General features: G+C 58.7%; 17 protein-coding genes. 6 read left to right on the top strand and 11 right to left on the bottom strand.

The window, feature by feature from the left end; translation table 11 throughout:
- Positions 1–13 precede the first annotated feature (13 nt).
- From guaA to leuS, 3 genes are read right to left on the bottom strand one after another with little or no spacing between them, the layout of a single operon-like run.
- The gene (gene guaA, locus GWR55_RS02505; protein WP_162400851.1) at positions 14–1,573 is read right to left on the bottom strand and encodes a glutamine-hydrolyzing GMP synthase; all 1,560 of its coding nucleotides are present in this window, start codon (positions 1,571–1,573) and stop codon (positions 14–16) included.
- Between the two features lie 59 nt (positions 1,574–1,632).
- Positions 1,633–2,583: a hypothetical protein gene (locus GWR55_RS02500; protein WP_162400850.1), complete on the bottom strand. Its 951-nt coding sequence runs from the start codon at positions 2,581–2,583 to the stop codon at positions 1,633–1,635.
- On the bottom strand, positions 2,583–5,132 hold the full coding sequence (gene leuS, locus GWR55_RS02495) for a leucine--tRNA ligase (RefSeq protein WP_162400849.1): 2,550 nt from the start codon (positions 5,130–5,132) through the stop codon (positions 2,583–2,585). Before leuS ends, GWR55_RS02500 begins: the two co-directional genes overlap by 1 nt.
- Before the next feature lie 110 nt (positions 5,133–5,242).
- Between leuS and GWR55_RS02490 the strand changes: the two genes are divergently transcribed.
- Together GWR55_RS02490 and GWR55_RS02485 are read left to right on the top strand one after the other, a co-directional pair.
- On the top strand, positions 5,243–6,589 hold the full coding sequence (locus GWR55_RS02490) for an FAD-binding protein (protein WP_162400848.1): 1,347 nt from the start codon (positions 5,243–5,245) through the stop codon (positions 6,587–6,589).
- Positions 6,590–6,700: 111 nt separating this feature from the next.
- On the top strand, positions 6,701–7,414 hold the full coding sequence (locus tag GWR55_RS02485) for an SDR family oxidoreductase (RefSeq protein WP_162400847.1): 714 nt from the start codon (positions 6,701–6,703) through the stop codon (positions 7,412–7,414).
- A gap of 27 nt (positions 7,415–7,441) precedes the next feature.
- Here GWR55_RS02485 and GWR55_RS02480 read toward each other — a convergent pair whose 3' ends face one another.
- Positions 7,442–7,822 carry a CTP-dependent riboflavin kinase gene (locus GWR55_RS02480; RefSeq protein WP_238398593.1) on the bottom strand — a complete coding sequence of 127 codons (381 nt, stop codon included), beginning with the start codon at positions 7,820–7,822 and terminating at the stop codon, positions 7,442–7,444.
- Positions 7,823–7,825: 3 nt separating this feature from the next.
- Positions 7,826–8,692 carry a deoxyribonuclease IV gene (locus tag GWR55_RS02475; protein WP_162400846.1) on the bottom strand — a complete coding sequence of 289 codons (867 nt, stop codon included), beginning with the start codon at positions 8,690–8,692 and terminating at the stop codon, positions 7,826–7,828.
- A gap of 46 nt (positions 8,693–8,738) precedes the next feature.
- Between GWR55_RS02475 and GWR55_RS02470 the strand changes: the two genes are divergently transcribed.
- From GWR55_RS02470 to GWR55_RS02460, 3 genes are all read left to right on the top strand, one after another.
- Positions 8,739–9,218: a DUF6526 family protein gene (locus tag GWR55_RS02470; RefSeq protein WP_162400845.1), complete on the top strand. Its 480-nt coding sequence runs from the start codon at positions 8,739–8,741 to the stop codon at positions 9,216–9,218.
- A gap of 41 nt (positions 9,219–9,259) precedes the next feature.
- Positions 9,260–9,910: a thioredoxin domain-containing protein gene (locus GWR55_RS02465; protein ID WP_162400844.1), complete on the top strand. Its 651-nt coding sequence runs from the start codon at positions 9,260–9,262 to the stop codon at positions 9,908–9,910.
- 88 nt (positions 9,911–9,998) lie between these two features.
- On the top strand, positions 9,999–12,170 hold the full coding sequence (locus GWR55_RS02460; protein WP_162400843.1) for an alpha-amylase family protein: 2,172 nt from the start codon (positions 9,999–10,001) through the stop codon (positions 12,168–12,170).
- Positions 12,171–12,416: 246 nt separating this feature from the next.
- On the opposite strand, the gene GWR55_RS02455 is transcribed toward GWR55_RS02460, so the two are convergent.
- The 5 genes from GWR55_RS02455 to GWR55_RS02435 form a co-directional block, all read right to left on the bottom strand.
- A complete protein-coding gene (locus tag GWR55_RS02455; protein ID WP_162400842.1) occupies positions 12,417–13,049 on the bottom strand; it encodes an NAD(P)-dependent oxidoreductase in 633 nt (210 codons plus the stop codon).
- Positions 13,050–13,319: 270 nt separating this feature from the next.
- Complete coding sequence (locus GWR55_RS02450) at positions 13,320–14,498, bottom strand: sulfite reductase flavoprotein subunit alpha (protein WP_162400841.1); 1,179 nt, start codon at positions 14,496–14,498, stop codon at positions 13,320–13,322.
- A gap of 113 nt (positions 14,499–14,611) precedes the next feature.
- Positions 14,612–15,421 (bottom strand): sugar phosphate isomerase/epimerase, encoded by an 810-nt coding sequence (locus GWR55_RS02445; protein ID WP_162400840.1) that lies wholly within the window; start codon positions 15,419–15,421, stop codon positions 14,612–14,614.
- Positions 15,421–16,557 carry a dihydrodipicolinate synthase family protein gene (locus GWR55_RS02440; RefSeq protein ID WP_162400839.1) on the bottom strand — a complete coding sequence of 379 codons (1,137 nt, stop codon included), beginning with the start codon at positions 16,555–16,557 and terminating at the stop codon, positions 15,421–15,423. Before GWR55_RS02440 ends, GWR55_RS02445 begins: the two co-directional genes overlap by 1 nt.
- A gap of 15 nt (positions 16,558–16,572) precedes the next feature.
- Positions 16,573–17,727 (bottom strand): Gfo/Idh/MocA family protein, encoded by a 1,155-nt coding sequence (locus GWR55_RS02435; RefSeq protein ID WP_162400838.1) that lies wholly within the window; start codon positions 17,725–17,727, stop codon positions 16,573–16,575.
- A 123-nt stretch (positions 17,728–17,850) separates the two neighbouring features.
- Between GWR55_RS02435 and GWR55_RS02430 the strand changes: the two genes are divergently transcribed.
- A complete protein-coding gene (locus tag GWR55_RS02430; protein WP_162400837.1) occupies positions 17,851–20,211 on the top strand; it encodes a sialidase family protein in 2,361 nt (786 codons plus the stop codon).
- Positions 20,212–20,419: 208 nt separating this feature from the next.
- Here the strand turns inward: GWR55_RS02430 and GWR55_RS02425 are convergent, their stop codons facing one another.
- Complete coding sequence (locus GWR55_RS02425; protein WP_162400836.1) at positions 20,420–21,832, bottom strand: L-fucose/L-arabinose isomerase family protein; 1,413 nt, start codon at positions 21,830–21,832, stop codon at positions 20,420–20,422.
- Between the last annotated feature and the right edge of the window lie 36 nt (positions 21,833–21,868).

Below are 21,868 nucleotides of genomic sequence, written 5' to 3'. Positions count from 1 at the left end.
CCCAGCACAACTCTTACTCCCACTCGATGGTTCCCGGCGGCTTGGACGTAATGTCGTAGACGACACGGTTGATTCCGTGAACCTCGCTGACAATTCTGCTGGAGATCGTCCTGAGCACCTCATAGGGCAGAGGCGCCCAGTCGGCCGTCATACCGTCTTCGCTCTCGACCGCGCGAATGGCACAGGTGTACGCATAGGTTCTCTGGTCTCCCATCACGCCAACGCTCTTGACGGGCAGCAGAACCGCAAAGCTCTGCCAGACCTTGCGATAGAGACCGGCGGCCTTGATCTCACTAACGACGACCTCATCGGCCTCCTGCAGCAGAGCGACGCGGTCCGCAGTCACCTCGCCCAGGATGCGGACCGCCAGCCCGGGGCCTGGAAACGGCTGTCGCTCCAGAATCTCGTCCGGCATTCCGAGATCGCGGCCGATGCGGCGGACTTCGTCCTTGAAGAGATCGCGCAGCGGCTCAATCAGTTTGAGCTTCATATCTTCGGGAAGGCCACCTACGTTGTGATGGCTCTTGATCGTATGCGATGGTCCGTGCACACTCGATGACTCGATGACATCGGGATAGAGCGTGCCCTGCACCAGCCAGGCCACCTCCTGCCCCGCGCTCTTCTCGGCCTTCAGGATTTTGGCAGCCTCGTCGTCGAAGACGGAGATAAATTCGTTGCCGATGATCTTGCGCTTCTGCTCCGGATCCGTCACCCCCGCAAGGCGAGTCAGGAACCGCTCTCCTGCGTCAACGGCAACGACGTTCAGCCCAAGTCCTTCGCGCATGGTGCGCTGTACCTTGGCGAACTCATCCTTGCGCAAAACGCCGTTGTTCACGAAGATGCAGGTCAGCCTGTCGCCTATAGCGCGCGCAACCAGCACAGCGGCTACGGAGGAATCCACACCGCCGCTCAGACCGCAGATGGCATGGCCATCGCCCACCTGTGCACGAATCTTCTCCACCGTCGTCTGGATAAAGTGCCCTGGCGTCCAGTCCTGCTTCGCTCCACAGATCTCGATACAGAAGTTCTTCAGCAGCTCCATGCCGTGGCGGGTGTGAGCTACTTCCGGATGAAACTGCACCGCCCAGATGCGACGCGCCTCATCGGCAATTCCGGCGACGGCGTTGGAGGTCTTCGCCGCCAGCTGAAAGCCCTGTGGAAGCGCCCGAGCTTCATCGCCATGCGACATCCAGACATCCATCGTCTGCGGCAGACCACGAAACAGGGTCGCCTCGGCGACGACGTTCACCTGCGCGTGGCCGTACTCTCGTGCCGGAGCCGGTTCCACCTTGCCTCCCAGGTGATGGGTGATGAACTGAAGACCGTAGCAGATTCCCAGCACAGGAACACCCAGCGAGAGCACAGCGGGATCGGCAGCCGGCGCATCGGCATCGTACACCGAGCAGGGACCTCCCGAAAGGATGATTCCCTGCGGATGCAAGGCACGGACCTTATCCAGAGAGGCCGTGCAAGGCAGTACAACGGAAAACACATTGAACTCGCGGATACGGCGCGCAATCAGCTGGGTATACTGCGACCCGAAATCCAGGATGACGATGGTTGAGGTGTCCACATGCCTAGTGTAAATGGCCCTGCAACCTGAGGGCGGAACGTGCTCCAACCAGCACTTTATCAGGCTTCCTGTGAGTTGTCCTCGTCTGAATGGTAGGCTCCCCAGAGCTTGAGGTATGCCACGGCGCGCGCAACGTGAAAGAAGTCGGACGCGACAAAATAAAGCAATCCGATGATCGTCCACCAGATACGCAGAAACGCTGGGGTAGCTACGCTCTCAAACGGCATCGGTGTGGCCGAAAAAACCATTGCCAGAACCAGAAGCGCGATCTTTACGATTCCCATTACCAAGTTGATCTCAATCAGCTTTCCCCTGACCTCGCCCAGGTGGAGAGCAGCGGCAAGGCTCTGCGCAACCCCGAGATCTCGCAGCATGGCCAGCAGGGGCGCGATGCTGAGAAACCAGCTCAAAACAGACCAAAGGGAGAAGACAGTGAGGGTCCCGACGATGACCAGAGCGAAGTAGCCGACCAGATCGGGTTCCAGACCTCTCTCAAGCGGGCCTGCAACCCGCATCGCGGCTGCCCAGCGCAGATAGACAAACCACAGCGCAAAGGTCCCCGCCAGTGAAATTGCGCGCAGAAACTGCAGCACCATCGTGGTTCCAAGGCGCCAGTGCAGGTCAGGGTAAGCGCGGCGCAGCACAACAGCTCTTCCGACAGACGCCCAACCCACCCACGCCAGCAGCAGCACAGGCACGACCCACAGGGCATGCATGATCCCGGGCAACAAAGCTGACATTGTTGACGTCAAGGTCTCGGCGGCATCAAGAGGACGCGTGACCGTCATGGCATCGAACGACGTCAGATCGACCTGGCTCCGTGCGAGGATGTTCCTGCCGACATACCACAGCAACGCCAGCGCTGGAACTCCATAGGCCCATCGCCACAGCACTTCAAGCGCAGTCAGCGAAGGCCGCGACCAGCACTCCGACAAGGTCCGGACGAAGGATTGCGTACCACGGACGGAACCATCGGCAGCGGAAACGATCTCCTCTTGTCTCCGCTCCATTACTTCACCACGAGATTGACGAGCTTGCCCGGAACCACGATCACCTTCACGACTGTCTTTCCTTCAATACGTGCCTTGACCTTATCGTCCGCCAGTGCAGCCGCCTTGATTGCTTCCTGATCGCTGTCCGTGGATACCTTGATCACATTGACCAGCTTTCCATTCACCTGCACTGGAATCTCGATCTCGTCTTCGCGGGCGAGCTCCTCATCGGCAACCGGCCAAGGCGTACGGAAGACGATGCCCTGCTCGCCAATCTGCTCCCACATCTCCGCCGCAAAGAAGGGGGCGAAGGGCGCCAGTAGAAGAATCAGGTTGCGCATAATCTCCGCCACTGCTGCGGGCGAAGCCTGTTCGGCGTCGATTGCGGCCTCTGCCGCGATGATCTCGTTGACCAGCGACATGATGGCCGCGATGGATGTGTTGAAGTGCCAGCGCCCACTGAAGTCCTGCGTAATCTTGGCGATCGTTTGATGAAGCTTCCGCAAGAGCGCCTGATCGGTCTGCGTGCGACTGACCAGAGTGGGGATACGCCCCAGGCGCGTCGTTTCGGTGTACTTGTTCGCCAACCGGTAGACGCGTCCCAGGAAGCGGCTGATTCCAGCAACGCCCTCCTCCTGCCACTCCAGGTCGCGATCGGGAGGTGCGGCGAACAGCGCATACATGCGCGTCGCATCGGCGCCATAGCGGGCGATCATGTCGTCGGGCGAAACGACATTGCCCTTTGATTTCGACATCTTTGCGCCGTCCTTGATGACCATTCCCTGCGTGAACAATCGCTCCGCAGGCTCATCGTTTGCGATCATGCCCAGGTCGCGCATCACCTTGGTCCAGAAGCGCGAGTAAATCAGGTGCAGAATCGCGTGTTCCACTCCACCGATGTACTGATCGATCGGGAACCAGTAGTTCGCCTTGTCGCTGGCGAAGGGCGCGGCGTCATCCTTCGCATCTGTGTAGCGATAGAAGTACCAGCTTGAGTCCACGAAGGTGTCCATCGTGTCGGTCTCGCGCCTCGCAGGGCCCTTGCAGACCGGACAGGTTGTATTCAAGAACTCCGGAACCTTGCCCAGCGGAGATCCGCCCTCCTGGGTAATCTCGATCGACTCCGGCAGCAGCACCGGCAACGCGCTCTGCGGCAGAGCAACTACGCCGCCCGGCTCCACTCCGGCGTGTCCGTTCTCGCAATACACCATCGGGATGGGCGTGCCCCAGTAACGCTGGCGGCTGACGCCCCAGTCCTTCAACCGATAGGTCACGGTCGCTTCGCCAAAACCGTTCTGCTTTGCGAAGGCGGCCATCTTCTGCTGTGCCTCGGCGCAGCTCAGCCCATCCCATTCACGCGAGTTGACGAGCACGGCATTCTCTTCAGCGGTAAAGGGCAGTTCCGGCTGCTCACCCTCCGCGGCTGCAATCACACGGCGTACCGGCAGGCCGTACTTTGCGGCAAATTCGAAGTCTCGCTCATCGTGCGCGGGTACGCTCATGATCGCGCCCGTACCGTAGTCGGCCAGGATGTAGTTGCCTACCCAGATTGGGACACGTTCGCCGTTGAAGGGATTGATGGCGAAGCGTCCAGTGTTTACGCCATGCTTTTCGATCGCGCCAAAATCGTCGCTCTCACGGGCTTTCTTCTGTTCTTCAAGCAGCGCTTCGATCTTCGCAGCCAAGTTCGCATCTTCCGCGGAAAATGCCTTCGCCACGGCATGCTCAGGAGCCAGTTGGACCGACGTCGCGCCGTAGATCGTATCCACGCGGGTCGTAAATACCGTAATCTTGCCGCAGTCCGCTTTCACGTCACCGTCGACGGCAAAATCCACTAGCGCACCTTCGCTCCGACCGATCCAGTTGCGCTGCATTGTGCGCACCTTCTCGGGCCAGCCGTCGAGCTTGTCCAGGCCATCCAGCAGTTCGTCGGCATATTTTGTAATCCGCAGGAACCACTGCGTGAGGTCGCGCTGCTCTACAATCGTGTCTTCGTGACGCCAGCAGCGACCGTTGACCACCTGCTCGTTTGCCAGTACCGTCTGGCAGTCGGGGCACCAGTTTACCTTGCTTTTTTTCCGGTAGGCCAGTCCCTGCTCATACATCTTCAAGAAGAACCACTGATTCCAACGGTAGTAATCCGGCAGGCAGGTCGCCACTTCGGTTGACCAGTCATAGCTCAACCCCATGCGGCGCATCTGCGTCTTCATCGCAGCAATGTTTTTCAGGGTCCATTCGCGCGGCGGCGTGTTGTTCTTGAGTGCCGCATTCTCCGCCGGCAGGCCGAAGGCGTCCCAGCCCATGGGGTGCAGCACATTGTGGCCGCGCATCCACATGAAGCGCGCCAGAGCATCGCCAATCGAGTAGTTCCGGACATGTCCCATGTGGAGCTGACCACTGGGATACGGCAGCATCTCCAGGCAGTAGAACTTCGGCTTGCCCGAATCGTGCCCTTCAGCCGCATACAGCTTCGGGTCGGCATCCCACCGCGCCTGCCACTTCGGTTCTATCTCGGCCGGGTTATACCGCGCCTGTCGTTCTGTCTCGTTGGTCTCAATCTCTGGCATATTCTTTGATTGTAAAGAATTCTGCGCTTCCCGCACTTCCCTCTCAGGCGGCCCAGCCGTTACTATGGCCGCGTTCTGTTATTGAATGTTTGAGGGACCACCAAGGGATTATGGATAAGCGAGAATTTCTGAAGACCTCCGGCGCTTTTGCCGCAACTGCCCTTTTACCCGGTTTTTCCGCTGCTGAACAAAAGAAGATGACCCATCGAACCAACTGGTCCGGAAACCTGACCTACCACACCGACAATCTTTTCGAGCCCGCCACCGTTGCCGAACTGCAGCAGGTCGTCAAGGACAATGGCAGCATCCGTCCCCTCGGGACGCGCCACTCCTTCAACGCGCTCGCCGATAGCATCCATGCCCAAGTATCGCTGGGCAAGTTTAAAGACATCAGCATCGACGAAAAAGCCAAAACCGTAACGGTGGGCGCCGGTGTACGCTACGGCGATGTCGCCCCCGTCATCGATGCCAAGGGTTTTGCGCTCCACAACCTGGCCTCGCTTCCTCACATCTCCGTTCCCGGCGCTATTGCCACAGGAACACATGGCTCGGGCCTCCATAACAGGAATCTGTCCTCCTCCGTCGCCGCCATCGAGTTCGTCGACGCCAATGGAGATCTGCAGACTCTATCCCGCGATAAAGACGGCGACAAATTCAACGGAGCGGTCGTCAATCTCGGCCTGCTCGGCGTGATGACCAAGGTGACGCTCGACCTCGAACCTACCTTCCAGGTCGCCCAGACCGTCTACACCGACCTTCCCTTTGCCGAACTGGAGCACCACTTCGACGACATCTTCGGCGCAGGCTACAGCGTCAGCCTCTTTACCGACTGGCAGAAGGGCCGCGGCACCGAACTCTGGCTCAAACGCAAGGTCACTGCGGGTGAAAAGCTCGACACGCCCCAGATGTTCTACAACGGCAAACTCGCCACAAAAAACCTCCACCCCATCCCTGAACTGGACGCCATCAACTGCACCCCGCAGATGGGAGTGCCCGGCCCATGGTACGAGCGACTTCCCCACTTCCGCATGAACTTTACTCCCTCCAGCGGTGAAGAACTGCAAACTGAGTACTTCGTCCCCCGTGCGGACGCCTACAAGGCGATTCGAGCCGTCGAAACTCTGAAGGATCACATCACACCGCACCTGCTGACCACCGAGCTGCGCACCATCGCCGCCGACGATCTATGGCTCAGCATGGCCTACAAGCAGGATTCCGTCGCTATTCACTTCACCTGGAAGCGCGAGTGGCCGGAGGTCCAGAAGATCCTCCCACTCATCCAGCAGAAGCTGGCTCCCTTCAACCCGCGTCCCCACTGGGCCAAGCTCTCCCTCTACGAAGGTGCACATTTCAGCCAGGTCTACCCCAGACTCGGCGACTTCAAGGCACTCGTCCAGCAGTACGACCCCAAGGGCAAGTTCCGCAACCAACTCGTCACTGCCGAGCTTTATTCCTAATTCACCGCCGCACAGGTGCGGGTACCCACATCTCGATTCCGAGATGTGGGGCCATTCGAATGAGGCTCAACCCTTTCGCTCTCCTCGGCAGCTCTCCGCATCCAACCCACCATGACCGAAGAACTCAAAGGACAAGTCGCCGTCGTTACCGGGGCCGCACGCGGCATCGGCGAAGCCATCAGCAAACAGCTCGCCTCCATGGGAGCTACCGTCATCCTCGTCGCCCGCGACAAGGCGCGCCTCGACCAGGTCCGGCATGAGATCGAAGCCGCCGGAGGGTCCGCCCAGACGGCCCCGCTCGATCTCCTCGACGAAGCCTCCATCGCACAATTAGGCAAGACCATCCAGTCCCGGCACGGCCGCTGCGACATCCTGGTCAACAACGCCGGAATTGGCCTCATCGGCAAGCCACTTGTCGAGATGGCACCCACCGACTGGGATACCCTGATGGGCACGAATCTCCGCGGGCCCTACCTGATGATCCGCGCTCTTGCGCCCATGATGATCGCCGCGCAGTCCGGCCATATTATCAACATCTCTTCGCTCGCCGGCAAAAACCCTCTCCCCAGCGGCGCGGCTTACTCTGCCTCAAAGTGGGGACTCAACGGCCTCACCTACTCGGTCGCCGAAGAGCTGCGCCCGTATAACATTCGCGTCTCCGTAGTCGCTCCAGGCTCGGTCAACACCGGTTTTTCTCGCAGCGACAAAAACGCGGCAAAGAAGGTTCAGCCTGAAGATGTAGCTCGCGTCGTCGCCATGCTCGTCACCCAGGCGCCGCAATCCTTCGTCAGTGAAGTGTTGTTGCGCCCAACGCAGAAACCGTAGCTACACGCCCATAGCCAGGGCAATCGATCACTCGTCGGGAACTTCGACTTCTACCATGTCGCCGTCCCGAAGCTGAAACGCATCCCTCAGCTTCACATCTGTCGCAATCTCGACGATCGTTCTTGGATGATGGCCTCGTCCCTGCTCGTTCGCGTCCGTACGCAGAAGGAACGCCGGAAGGCCCATCATCCGGCATGGGACAATATTCACCGAAACGGTTCCGCCATACTCCTCACCCTCTAACCGGAGGACCTTCTCGGGTAAACGATAAGGCTCCGGAAGCTCCACGTTCAATGTTCCGGGGAACAGCCTCATCTTCGTCTTCCGCTCATAGTGGTCTGCCAGCTTTTCGATCCAGAACGAAAAGTTACCCATTCCCGAGACGACTTTTCCTCGAAGAGTTGCCATCGATCATCCCGCCGCGAGCGTTCTCAGCACCCCAACATTTCGCGCTTCATCGCCGGGATCATCCACCGGGGTCTCCGCGATAAACGCGCAGTGGCTGAAGCGTTCATCGTGCAGCAACCGGCGAAACGCCTCCGCGCCAATCGTGCCTTCGCCAATGTGCTCATGCCGGTCCAGCTTGGAACCCATGGCCGCCTTTGCATCGTTACAGTGCCATACCTTCACGGCGTCAAAACCGACGGTTGATTCCACCAGCTTCATCGTCTCGATGTAGCCATCTGTCGAAACGATGTCGTAGCCCGAAACGTGGACGTGGCATGTATCCAGGCATACGGCTACGGGAGCGCACGCCTTCAGGCAATCCACCAACTCGGCCACCTGCTCCAGCTTCCCGCCAAGAGAAAACTCCGCTCCTGCCGTGTTCTCAATCAGAATCTTGAAGTTTTTTCCCGCAAAGTCGATCCCGTCGATCGCCTTTTCGATCGACTGCGCCGCGTAGGTCAGGCCCTGCTCGCGCGTCAGTCCCTTCCAGCTTCCCGGATGCAGCACCAGAAACTCCGCTCCCAGCACGAGTGCTCGCTCCACCTCACCACGAAACGCCGTCGTTGAATTCGCCCGCACACTGTCGGTCTGGCTGCAGAGGTTGATCAGATAGCTGGCATGGATCGCCACCGGATTCACATCGTGCTTCGCCCGCAGTTCCTGCATCTTTGCCGCATCCGCGGGTTTGACCGCCGCCGCCTTCCACATCCGCGGACTCGAGGAAAAGATCTGAAACGTATTCGCGCCCGCAGCCACCGCCCGATCTACCGCAGTCCAGACTCCGCCTGCGGTTCCCACATGCACACCGATTCTCTTCTTCGCCGTTGCCATTCCTTCAGCCTACCGCAGTTCCACGGCATCGATCGAGAAACCACGCATGCTATCCTCATCTCGCATCTACACCGAAGGGGACTCCATGGCCAAGCAGCAGACCTTCTCGAATCACGCCCGTGTCGATCCGCCCATGCACCTGTTTGTCTTCCCCGTCCTCATCGCCAACGTTGGAGTAGCCATCTGGATCGCCATTCACTTCCGTCATGACTACCCATATCTGGCCCACTGGTCGATCGTCGTCTCACTAGCGCTCCTCATCTTCGCGCTCAAATGCCGCATCAATGACCTGAAGCTGCAGGATCGCATCATCCGCCTGGAAGAGCGCCTCCGCATCACCGCGCTCATTCCTACTGACCAGCGTCAACACATCCCGGAACTCACTACCCGGCAGCTGATCGCACTACGCTTCGCCTCCGATGAAGAACTCGCCGCTTTGGTACATAAAACCCTTACCCAGAACCTGGAGCCAAAAGCCATCAAACAGGCCATCACCCAATGGCGCGCCGACAATCATCGTGTTTGACGCGGAGCAAACGCACCCTTCCAGATATAAAATCCTCACCTATGAGATGGCTCATCATTGCTACTGCTCTGTCGCTCTTCTGTTCGTTCCCACTTGCAGCTCAAATGGCAGTGCCACCCAGCGGAGCAACCCCTTTCAAAGACACTTCTGCGTTCAGACCGCCAGCCGGAGCCAGACTTGCGATCATTGAATTCGAAGATCTGGAGTGCCCGCTCTGTGCCCGCTCATCTCCTATTGTGCATGCCGCAATGGAGCACTACGGAATTCCGCGCGTTCACCACGACTTCATCATTCCGAGCCACACCTGGTCTCGCGTTGCTGCCATTAACGCCCGCTATCTTGAGGATCACGTCTCACCCGCACTCGCTGAAGATTTTCGCCGCGACGTCTTCGCCAACCAAACGCGCATCAGCAGCCGTGACGACCTCTTTGCCTTCACTCGTACATGGTTCCAGGCACATGGACAGAAGTTGCCTTTCGTCATGGATCCCGCCGGACGTTGCGCCAATGAGGTGCAGGCGGATTGCATGCTCGCTACCCGACTAGGGGTCCTTCACACCCCCACCATCATCGTGGCCACCCAAAACAGATGGATCGAAGTAACAGATCCCAGTCAGCTCTTCGCCGCCATCGCTATTGCAGAATCTTCGATCAAACACTCGCCAGCCAACGGTATGCGGCATATCAACTGAAGTTGCATTTCAGATCCTTCGGCGAGCCTACAGATATGGAAGATCGTCTCGAATACTCTTTTGCGACAATAAGGAGCTTCAACGTCCCATGAAAATCACACGGCGCGAGTTCAATGCTCTGACCGCAGGCACGCTTCTTTCCTCTCTTCCTTCGATGGATGCGGTTGCGGCGATCACCTCGAATCCGGACGATCCTTCCTCCGCCCTACCGTGGTACCGGACGATCAAGCGCATCGGCCAGACCAATTTCAACGAGCATGATGGAGATTCGCAGTCCGTCGAGCAGTGGGCAGACTACTGGGCGTCAGCGAAAGTGCAGGCGGTCGCTCTGTCCGTCTCCGGACCGGTCGCCTTTTATCCCTCGAAGATCCCCTACTTTCATCACAGCATCTACCTGAAAGGCCGCGACCTCTTCGGCGAATGCGTGCGCGCTGCGAAGAAACGGGGACTCTATGTGTACGGCCGCATGAGTCCCGATATTCAGTGGACCGATCCGAAGTTGCTGACGGCAAATCCACTATGGTTTCGCAGAAACCAGGACGGAAGCCTGCAACAGCCTGCACCCGACATTGCCTTTACCTGCATCTTCAGTGATCACTATGCAAAGCAGCAGCCGGCGATCATTCGTGAACTGAATGCAAACTATGAGATCGACGGCGTCTACATGAACGGTTGGCCCACTATGCAGGTGTGCTACTGCGAAAACTGCCGCAAAGTCGGCGATCCCCACTCGCAACAGTACCGCGCGGCCCTCATGGCCAAGGCGTTTGAACTGATCCAGCTTTATAAAGCAATCGTGCTCGAAAAGAGCCCGAACAACTTTTACTCCTGCAACCTGGGAGGAGGCCTCAAGGAATCCGGGTTGGACCAATGGAGACTGACGAGAGAGGCAAGCTGGTACACCGCGGACAATCAATCCCGCTCCGGCGTCGTTGCCCCCGTATGGCAGGACGCTCAGCAGGTAAAGTTTGCGCGTTCGCTGATGGGGGATCGCTCGGTCGCAGCCGTGAGCGCGAGCTACGGACGCGCTGGCAGGATCTCATGGCGCCAGACGACCGATACTTCAGCCGAACCTTCCTTTCGCATGGCCCAGACCGCCGCCGCCGGAGGCATCATCTGGTACCACTGGCTGGGCCTGGAGCAGGGGTTCAATGACGACCGCCGCTGGCAGGCCCCAGGCCGGGATTTTCTTTCGTGGCATGCCAAAAACGATGCGCACTTTCACAACAAACGGTCGCTGTCGAGCGTTGCCGTCGTCGTCTCTCCACACTCTGTGAATATGTACAAGGCTCCGTACACCGAGGACCGCACCGATCATCTTGAAGGTATCTATGCCGCCCTCGTAGAAGCGCGGATCCCATTCGATTTCGTCCATGAGCAGGACCTTACCCAGGAGCGCCTCTCGCCATACGCAGTCCTCATCCTTCCCAACATGGCGTTGATGTCGGACGCGCAGGCTGCAGCCATTCGCCAGTACGTAGAGCGCGGAGGATCTGTGCTGGCCACGTTCCAGACAGGACTGTTCGACGAGACGGGGACTGCCAGGAAAGACTTCGCTCTGGGTGACATCTTCGGCATCAGCAAGGCAGGCGAACCGGCACGGGCCGACGAAAAATCCCACCAGTCGATGGGTGGAATCCATCTGCAATATATCCGCCAACGCAATGCATTCACAGAGGGCTTCGAGGAGACAAACTGGATCGCGGGTCCGGTATGGCGTCAACCGATAGCGCCACACTCCGACGCTACGATGACATTCATCAAACCTTACCCGGTCTATCCTCCAGAAGCTGTATACCAGCGCGAACCGCCGAGCGATATTCCCGCAATGGTGTCGCGGGAGACTGGCAGCTCACGACTGGTCTATCTGGCAGGCGACGTGGATAGCTCGTTCTGGCGGCTGGACAACATGGACCTTGGCAGGCAGATGAGTAACGCCCTTCGCTGGCTGCTCAAAGGAAACAACGCAGTAGAGCTCGACGGCGACGGCCTGATGGAAGTGATTGCCTGGGAGACCCAGCGGGGATTTGCCATCCATCTGCTTAACTACAATGGCGCAAATACCTTCCGCGGCCATATGCGAAAGCCGGTTGCGCTTGCAAGTCAGCAGGTGCGTGTAACGGTGCCTGCGGAGGCGAAGATTCGCCAGGCATCGCTGCTGCATGCCGGCATCACAGTTCCCTTTCAGCAGACCGGCAACCGGGTATCGCTGACAGTACCGAAGGTAGAGATGTATGAGGTTGTGGCGCTTGAAATCTGAGAATGTGCTTCCTGATGGGGCGGCTTTCGCTCAGCTGTACATCTTCCAGAAGTCTTCCTCCTGAACGCAGTGAAGGATCCCCGTATTTGCCTGAAGCAGTATAGGCCTACGGGCAAAATACAGGGATCCTTCGCATTATTCAGGATGACGGATCGAGATGACGCCTGAAGGAAACGTCTAGCAGGTACGAACGATTCCCGGGTAGAGAAAGCGGCCCCTTCGGCCGCCGCCTTTCTCATTCAAAACTCAATAGCCAACCGAAAACAAAGCTCTCTCATGCTGTGGCTTCTCGACCTCATCCACCAGCGCAATGGCGTAATCGGCAAACGATATCCTGCTTTCACCCTTCTCATCGGAGACAAGGTTGTTGGTTCCGCTCCTGTACTTTCCTGTTCGCTCGCCCGGTACGAAATACGCCGCGGGGGCAATGTACGTCCAGTTGATCCCGGAGGAAGCCTTTAGCACCTCAGCCGCCTTCTCGTGCGACAGCGCAATCGGCATGTACTCCGCAGGAAGATAGCCCGACTTGATCAGAGTCACTCCTGGAGCCACCTCAAGTTGCCCTGCTCCTCCTACCACGATCAGGCGAGCTACGCCAGCTTTCTTCACCGCGTCGATCTGACGCTTCGTCACATCGATCAGGGCATCCGTATTGTCGGCAGGCGGTTGGTAAGCCGAAACCACCGCATCGGCGCCCTTGATCACCTCTGTAATACGGTCCACATTGGAGAGATTGTCGGTCTTTGCAGCCACACCGGGCTGATCCTTCAGCGAATCCACATTGCGCGCCACGCCCGTAACTTTATGCCCCCGCCGCAACAGCTCCTTCACGATCTCCGAACCGGCGTTTCCCGTAGCTCCATACACCACAATGTTCATTACGTCCTCCGTGGAAATTTTCTTCTCTTCATAGATGAGGACACTTTTACTGAAGATTCTTTTTCCCAACATTTGTCGTTTTACTGCCGATTACGCATAACCTGTTAAGTTGATTTCGTTGTAACTCATTCGAGATCAGATGGATAATTTTGCAGATCCTCGAACAGCTACACAGGAGGGCTTAAAGAAGGATGACTTGGAGAGGAACCTCTCTCCAGGCCAATCGCTCGCTATATTAGGTAGACGATTTTGCGCAAAAACAGAATGCGTTTAGTACACATCCCTCTGGTACCGCTTCTGTTTCTTCATATTGGCAAGGTATTCAGCAGCGTGCTCCAGCGTGCCGTTCGATCCTTTGGCGATCGCGTCCAGCAGAGCATTCTCTACGTCCTTCGCCATGCGGGTAGCGTCGCCGCAGACATAGAAGTAGGCGCCTTCTTCCAGCCACTCGAAGACCTCTCGGGCATGCTCCTGGATGCGGTCCTGGACGTAAACCTTGTTGTGCTGATCGCGCGAGAAGGCGCAGTGCAGATGGGTCAAGACACCCTTCTTCTCCATGCCCTCAAGCTGCTCCTGGTACAGGAAGTCCAGCTTCATACGTTGCTCGCCGAAGAAGAGCCAGTTCTTGCCCTTAGCTCCATCTGCCTCTCGCTCCTCGAGAAATGCGCGGAAGGGAGCAATTCCAGTGCCGGGCCCGATCATGATGACCGGGGCATCCGGGTTCTCAGGAAGGCGGAAGTTGTTGTTCGAGTGCAGGAAGATCGGCATCGTCGTACCTTCTCCGGCGCGGTCGCCCAGATGGCCGCTGGCGACGCCCTGCCGGTCGCGGCCATGCGCCTCGTAGCGGATGACGCGAACGGTCGTATGCACGGTATCTGCGTGAACTTTCTGGCTTGAGGAGATCGAGTACATCCGCGGCGTCAGGCGCTGCAGCACGTTGAAGAGCTGCTGCGGGTCGGTAACGACACCGGGAAAATCGGTAGCCAGGTCGACGAACTCGCGGCCCCAGCAGTATTCCTCGGCGCGGGCGCGATTGTCCGGACCGGTCAGAAGCTTCAGGCCCTCGACGTCAGGAGCGAGCTTGGCGTACTGTCCCACGCTGCCGCGCGACAGCTTGCCGATTCCAAGCCGGGTGCGCAGGGCCTCTTCGAGGGAGATCTCAACCTTATAGTGATCCAGCACCCGCTCGTCGCCCTTGTAGCCAAGCGCCTTGAGCACATCTTCCACAGCGTCGGGCCGGTTCTCAGGGATGATGCCCACGGCATCGCCGGGCGTATAGGTCATGCCCTCTTCCAGGGAGAGCTCAATGTGCCGCGTCTCCTTCTCCGACCCCTCGGCGGTCAGCAGATAGTTGACATTGACATTCGAGATGTACGGATTATTGCGAGTGTATTTCTGGGCGTGCGCCGCCGCCCCAGCTTTCGCTTCCTGTTCCAGAACTTCGCTCATTTCTATATGGTAAATCCAACCGGCTGATTTCAGCGTCTGCAAGGCGGCAAAATCTGCACCGGTTTCGGAGCAGATGATCGCAGCCAACGTGCTGGAATGCAGGCAGAATGGGACTAAACGGTGAGGCAAAAGCGCTCGGCGACGGAGCGGGCAATCTCGCCAACCGGCTGGCTCCAAAGAGCTTCGTTGAAGATCTCGACCTCGATGGGGCCGGTGTAGCCCGCTCGCTCGACCGCGTTCCGCAATCGTTGAAGCTCGATGACACCATCGCCCATCAGGCCTCGCCCCATCAGGGTGTCGGGAAGTGGAACGATCCAGTCGGAGACATGAAAGGCGAAGATTCTCTCTCCGGCACGCTCGATCTGCCGGTAGACCTCAGGATCCCACCAGACGTGGTAGACATCGACGACCAGGCCGACAGAACCTGCGCGAAACAGCTCCGCGAGTGCATTCGCCTCAGACATGGTTACGATGACACTCCGGTCCGCCGCGAACATGGGATGAAGCGGCTCGATAGCAAGCCGGACGCCGGACTGCTCCGCATGGTCAACGATGGCTGCGATGCCATCGGCGACCATCTGCCTCGCGCCGTCGATATCCTTATCCGGAGAGGGACCGTTGACCAGCACCAGCAGGTCTGTGCCGATAGCGACGGCCTCGTCGATTGCGCGGAGGTTATCGTCGATGCGCTTACGCCGCTCTTCGGCAGTGGCTGCAGGAAACATGCCTCCCCGGCAGAGGCTGGAGACCTTCAGGCCGGAGTCTCGCAACGTCTTTCCCCACTCCGCAGGATTGTCACCGATGGAATGGCGCCATGGCCCGATCCATTCGATTCCCTGTCTGCTGCAGGCGTCGATAACCTCGCGCAGCGGAGCCTTACCCGCAGTCATCTGGTTGAAGCTGAGACGACTGAGATCCTCCACTATGCCTCCGCTCCTGCCAGTTCGAGGACAAGCCGCATGCGATGGAGGGCGAGTTCAGGATCGGACAACAGTCGCGCCTGATCGGCCAGGACGAAGAGCTTTGCAAGGTGACCGATCGAACGGGCACTCTCCTGTCCTCCAAGCATGCGAAAGTGCCTCTGGTAGCCGTTCAGGTACGCGAGAAAAACCAGACCGGTCTTGTAGAAATATGTTGGGGTCTGGAAGATATGCCGCGATAAAGGAACCGTCGGCGCAAGGATGGCTGCATAGGTGTCCAGATCGCCCGCGTCGAGAGCCTTGAAGGCGAGCGCAGCGGCAGGAGCGATTCCGTCGAAGATACCGAGGAGAGCATGGCTGTAACCCTGTTCGTCTCCACGGATCAACTCGGCATAATCGAAGTCGTCCCCGGTGTACATCCGGACCGAGGACGGCAGGAGCCGTCGCATTTTGATCTCCTGCTGCTTGTCGAGCAGGGAGATCTTGATGCCGTCGATCTTTGTCTGATTCTCCTGGATAATCGCAAGACAGGTCTGCATGGCCTCATCTACGTTTGAGGAGCCCCAGTAGCCTTTGAGCTGTGGATCGAAGGCCTCGCCGAGCCAGTGCAGGATTGCCGTCTGATTGAGATTGCTGAGTAGATGGCGATACACACGAATGTAGTCCTCAGGACCGGTGGCGCAGCGGGCAAGAACACGGCTGGCCATCAGGATGACGCGGCCTCCGGCGGACTCGATGGTCTCGCACTGCTCCTGGTAAGCCCGGATGACGTCGTCGAGGGTTGCGGGAGCGGTGGGATCGAGCTGATCGGTATTTGCACCGCATGCAATCTCGCCCTCGTTCTCGCGGGCGGAGACACGGATCAGGTCGCGGGCCGCCGTCCAGCTCAGCCCCATGCCGCGCTGTGCTGTATCCATAGCTTCGGCCACACCGAAGCCGAGTGACCAGAGATGGCGCCGGAATGCCAGGGTGGCTTCGATATCGAGCACGTCAGGCTGCAGCGGATCGATGACAACATGGGCCGCAGCGTAGACCGTGCGGGAGCGCGGCGGCGGGATTGGCGATGCGGGCCAGGGCTCTTTATTGTTCAGACAATACTCGGATATGTGGCCATCGAGAGGCAGTCGAATCTTCTTCATCGTTGTCCTCGGCGATCAGCCCTGAGAGAGCGTAAGTTGGGGAAGGTCGACCCAGCGCCGCTCGGACCAGGAGCGCAGACCAGCCTCTGCAAGTTGAACTCCCTTTGCAGCCTCCAGAAAGGTATGCGGGAACGGAGCGTCTTCGAGCACGTGCCGCAGAAACATCTCCCACTGAACCTTGAATGCATTTTCCTCTGGGACGGTTGCGGGTATGCTTTGCCATCCGTCGATGAAATCGATCGGGTTGGGAATATCGGGATTCCACACAGCTTTTGGGGTGACGGCGCGGGGCTGAACCTTGCACTCGCGAAGGCCCGCGACTGCGCTTCCTTCAGTACCGTCCACATGAAGCTCCAGAAGCTCGCCGCGATTGACCCGCGTCGCCCAGGAGGAGTTGATATGGGCGACGATGCCGTCTTCCAGCTCAAAGGTGGCATAGGCCGCATCGTCCGCAGTACACGTGTATTCTGCCCCGGCCTCGTCGATGCGCTTTGGAATCGACGTGCGCGCTGTGCAGCTGACAGCCCTGATCTCGCCAAAGAGATTCGAGAGGACGTACTGCCAGTGCGGAAACATATCGAGGATGATGCCGCCACCATCTTCCTCGCGGTAGTTCCACGATGGACGCTGCGCGGGAGGATTGGGGCCTTCGAAGACCCAATAGCCGAATTCACCACGGATCGAGAGAATCCTGCCGAGCAATCCGGTGGAGATAACCTGCTTCAGTTTCAGGATTCCGGGGAGGAAGAGCTTGTCCTGAACGACGCCATTTTTGACCCCGGCGCCCTCTGCCCCTCGTGCAAGTTCGAGACATTGATCAAGGGTAGAAGCCAGAGGTTTTTCGCAGTAGATGTGTTTGCCCGCCTTCAGCGCCGCGTGCACACTGGGGGCTCTCACCTGCGTCAGTTGCGCATCGAAGTAGATGATGTTCTCTTTATCGGCGAGGCAGCTATCGAGATCGGTCGACCAGCGTTCCACGTTCCATTGTCTGGCCAGTGTCTTGAGCTTCTCTTCATTGCGGCCCACCAGAATGGGGTCGGGCATCACGACGCTTTGGTCGCGCAGGCGCAGACCTCCCTGGCTTCGAATTGCCGCGATGGACCGTCCCAGATGCTGGTTTGTCCCCATACGCCCGGTGACGCCGTTCATGATGATCCCGATCTTCCGCATTCGTTATGGCCTCACGTACAGTTTCGTCGTCCTTCGGCAGCGGGAGAAGGTTGGTTTTGAATCGCGGCTGCACGAGAAACAGACATCCACGGGATGATAATGAAGGATGGAGAACGTAGCAATTTGAGTGCGACTTTCGCAGGTTATCTCCATCGATGGAAGCTGGCGGCGCTGCTTCTCCTCTCGGCGCCGCTGCTGGGCCAGACACCTCGCATCACGGGGCCGGGCGGCGGCGGTGCGATGTATCACGTCACCATCAATCCGCTCGATGCAAAAGAGGTCCTTCTGTCATGCGACATGACGGGGGCATACATCAGCCATGACGGCGGGCACCATTGGAGGATGTTCAACCTGAGAGGGAGCGTTCGTTTCTTCATCTTCGATCCCGTGCGACGAGGGACGATCTATGCTGGGACGGATGTGCTATGGCGCAGCCGCGACGATGGCCAGACGTGGCAGATGGTCTGGCCGCGACCGTCGACCGTGCGAGCCATCCTGATGGACTCCGACCACGCAGATGAGACAGTGATCGCAGAACCGAATCCTGTAGGGACCATCACTACTCTCGCGGGTGATCCGGCATCTTCGAGGGTTCTGTATGCCGCTTCACAGCAGGGCTCACAGGTAAAGCTCTTCGAATCGAAGGATGGAGGAAGAAAGTGGCAACCGCTTCTCGATCTGCCGGAAGAGGCGCTTCATATCTGGATCGATCCTGGGTCGCCGCGGAGTTTGCGGGATCTGTACGCTGCAACTCCGCACAGCATCGAGGCACGCGTCGGCGGAGTGTGGCATAGACGGCCCGCGCCGGACGGTATCAGCATTCGTGAAGTAACGCTCGGCTTCCACACCGCCGATCATTCCGGCCCTGTCGCCTATGCAGTGACTGAAGATCCGAAACCGAAGCTGATGATTACCACGGATGGCGGCGCTAGATGGCGCACAATCAGAGTGGGCGACGTACCAACTTCCCTGCGCACAGTATCGACCAGCCTGCATCATCCGGAGGTGGCGTACGTCTCCTTCAAGGACATGCAGGTGGGAAGCGAACGATACCAGGGAGTCGCGCGCACGACGGACTACGGAGAACACTGGAATCTCGTATGGCGAGCTACACCGCAGCGAGAGGCAGAAAACGTCCACGATGCATGGATTGGAGGGGCGATGACTCCGGAGTGGACAGAAGAGCCGCTGAGCCTGACCGTAGATGACAACGACCCGAAGGTGGCTTTTGCGACGGATCTGGGCAGAACGATGGCAACTACGGACGGAGGAAGGACGTGGACGGCACGATACTCCGACCGGGCAAATGAGCCGGGGAAAACTTCGTCATGGGTGAGCACCGGGCTGGATGTGACGACCACGTACGGCTACCTCCTCGATCCTTTCAATTCGAAACGGCGCTTCATTCCAACGACTGATATCGGGCTGTTTCGCAGCGAGGACGGTGGGCGGTCGTGGATGCGCTCCGTCGATGGTGTGCCGCCGCAGTGGCGGAATACAACCTACTCGGTTGTGTTCGATCCCAAGGTGCCGGGGAAGATGTGGGCTGCGATGAGCGGCATCCACGATCTGCCGCGTACGAAGATGTGGCGTCATCGATCGACCTCGGAGTACGTCGGGGGAATCTGCGTCTCAGCGGACGGTGGGCGGACCTGGAGGGTGTCCAGCGAAGGAATGCCTCAAACAGCGCCGACTTCCCTGCTGCTCGATCCTGAGAGTCAGCCGGGACACAGGACGCTGTGGGCGGCCACCATGGGACATGGCATCTATCGGTCTGTGGACGACGGTCACACGTGGTTGCCCGTGAACGATGGCATCAGACAACCGAACGCACTTGCCTGGAGGCTCGAGCGCGGGCCGACTGGGACCTTGTATGCAGTGGTCGCCCGCCGAAGCGAAGATGGCAGCATTGACAACGATGGTGATGGTGCACTGTATCGCTCCAAGGATCGGGGAGACCACTGGGAGACGATGCATCTGCCAGTGGGGGCGAACGCTCCTAACGGGATGGCGATCGATCCACATGATCCGAGCCGGATCTATCTCGCTCTATGGGCGCGGGCGACTCCGGAGAAAGACAGAGCGGAAGCGACCGAAGAGCAGCGCCACCTGACGCGCAGAGAGCCGCGAATCCTTAACGGTGAAGGAGGAGGAATCGCCCTCTCAGAGGACGGTGGTGCAAGCTGGCGCTGGGTCCTGGAGCGTGATCGCCATATTTACGATGTCACGATCGATCCGCGCAATTCGAAGGTCCTGTATGCCACGGGCTTTGAGTCTTCGGCGTGGATCTCACGGGATCGCGGAGAGCACTGGGAGAGGATTCCTGCATTCAATTTCAAATGGGGTCACCGCGTGCAGGCAGATCCTGAGAACCCCGGAATGGTGTACGTGTCTACGTTTGGCGGAGGAGTCTGGCACATTCCGCTGCACGGTGCGGCGGCATGGGACATCACAACTCCTGTGATGGAGCCTGGAAGACAGTAGTTTGAGCACTGCAGATCCTTCGACTACGCGATTGCGTGCTCCGCTCAGGATGACAGGTATCTTCAGTTTTTGTGGAGGGAATATCGGGATGGGGCTGAAGGATCCCCGTATTTTCCCTGTGGCACCTGTGGTGCTTCGGGAAGAAGACAGGGATCCTTCGCTATGCCCATGATGACGAGCGAAAGATTTCAGCTAAAGAAGAATGGCTCTAGCTGTGCAGATGCATCGGCCATCTCAGGTATTTCTGGGCTGCCTCTTTGACCGCGTCGGCAACGTGGGAGAAGTTGGCTGCGACATGGTGCTCGAAGCCGTTCTCGCAGATGTAGTGGAGTAACTTCTGCATGTTGGGAATCTGGACGACTCCTGCTCCGCCAAAGGTGCTGAGAGAGTCGTCAGTGAACTGCCCCTGTCCGACATATCCCTTGATGGTGCCCTCAAATTCGTCGGTGGAGAATCGCACGAAGCTCATGGGGCCTGCCTTCACGCGGCCGTCGAGAGTTCCGAAGGTGTTCTCTTTGCCGACGGTCCCGGCGATGATCTGCTGGAAGTCCATCTTTACGCCTTCGCGGAAGAAGTGCTTTGGCAGATTGGAGCAGTGGAAGCAGACGGCCTTGTCCGGGTCAGCGCCGTAGTTGTTGTTCCAGTCCAGCAGGGCCGAGGGGGTTTCGCTGGCCAGGGCCAACGCATGCATGGAGACGGTTCCCATGGTATCGACCTCGCAGGCGCTGGGCAGAAGGTTTTCGCTCATCATGCTCATCACGGTGCAAGGGACGACGCCGAAAAACTCTTCCATCGAAGTCCAGCATTGGACGGAGGTGACGTCCAGGGAGTTTGTCTTCATCCAGGTGTCGATGACGACGCCAAGTTTGGACATCTTGATCAGGGCGGCCTCGGGAACGTCCGTGGTGGGCAGATAGCTCCTGATGGCGCTCAGCTTTTCCTGCACCTCGTGGTCGCCGTCTTCGAGGCGGTGGATCCGTCCGAGCACTTCGCTCAGGTCGAGCGTGTCGACGGTGATGCCGCTCTTTTCCAGGAGCTTTTCGGAGTAACGCACCGTATTAAAGGCTGCGGGGCGAGCTCCGATGGCTCCGATACGCAGGTTCCGGAAGCCGCGAACGACACGGCAGGTGGCTGCGAAGTTCTGGAGGTCCTGTGCGAACTGCTCGGAGTCCGGAGCCTCGGTATGCAGAGTGGTCAAGGTGTAGGGAATGCCGTATTGACGGAGATTATTGCAGATGGACATCTTTCCGCAGAAGCTGTCCCGCCGGAAGGCGATGCTCATCTTACCGGCATCGTCGGGGGTAGCCTGGATCAGAATGGGAACCTGGAGGTTAGCCAGCCGAACGGCGTCGGCGAGACCCCGCTCTTCGCCAAAGTTGGGCAAAGTGATGATGATGCCATCGATCTCCTTGCGGTGCTGCTGGAAGAGCTCCGCACAGATCTTTGCTTCGGTGTAACTTTCGACAGCCCCGAAGGCCGTCTGCTCCGGGGTGACCACGATCGCCTTGTGCCCCTGCCGCTCCAACGCGGCGATCATCTCGGTTCTTCCGGTCGCTGCCAGATGGCTGGGGAAGAAACCGCGATTACCTACAATGACGCCAAATGTCATCTGCCTGCCCATACTTCATTTCCTTGTCTGTTGATGCCGCGCGCGGCG

The organism is Edaphobacter sp. 12200R-103 (genome assembly GCF_010093025.1).
Lineage (GTDB): Bacteria > Acidobacteriota > Terriglobia > Terriglobales > Acidobacteriaceae > Edaphobacter.
Note: the sequence above shows the minus strand (reverse complement) of the source record. Positions and strands in the feature narration are given on the sequence as shown.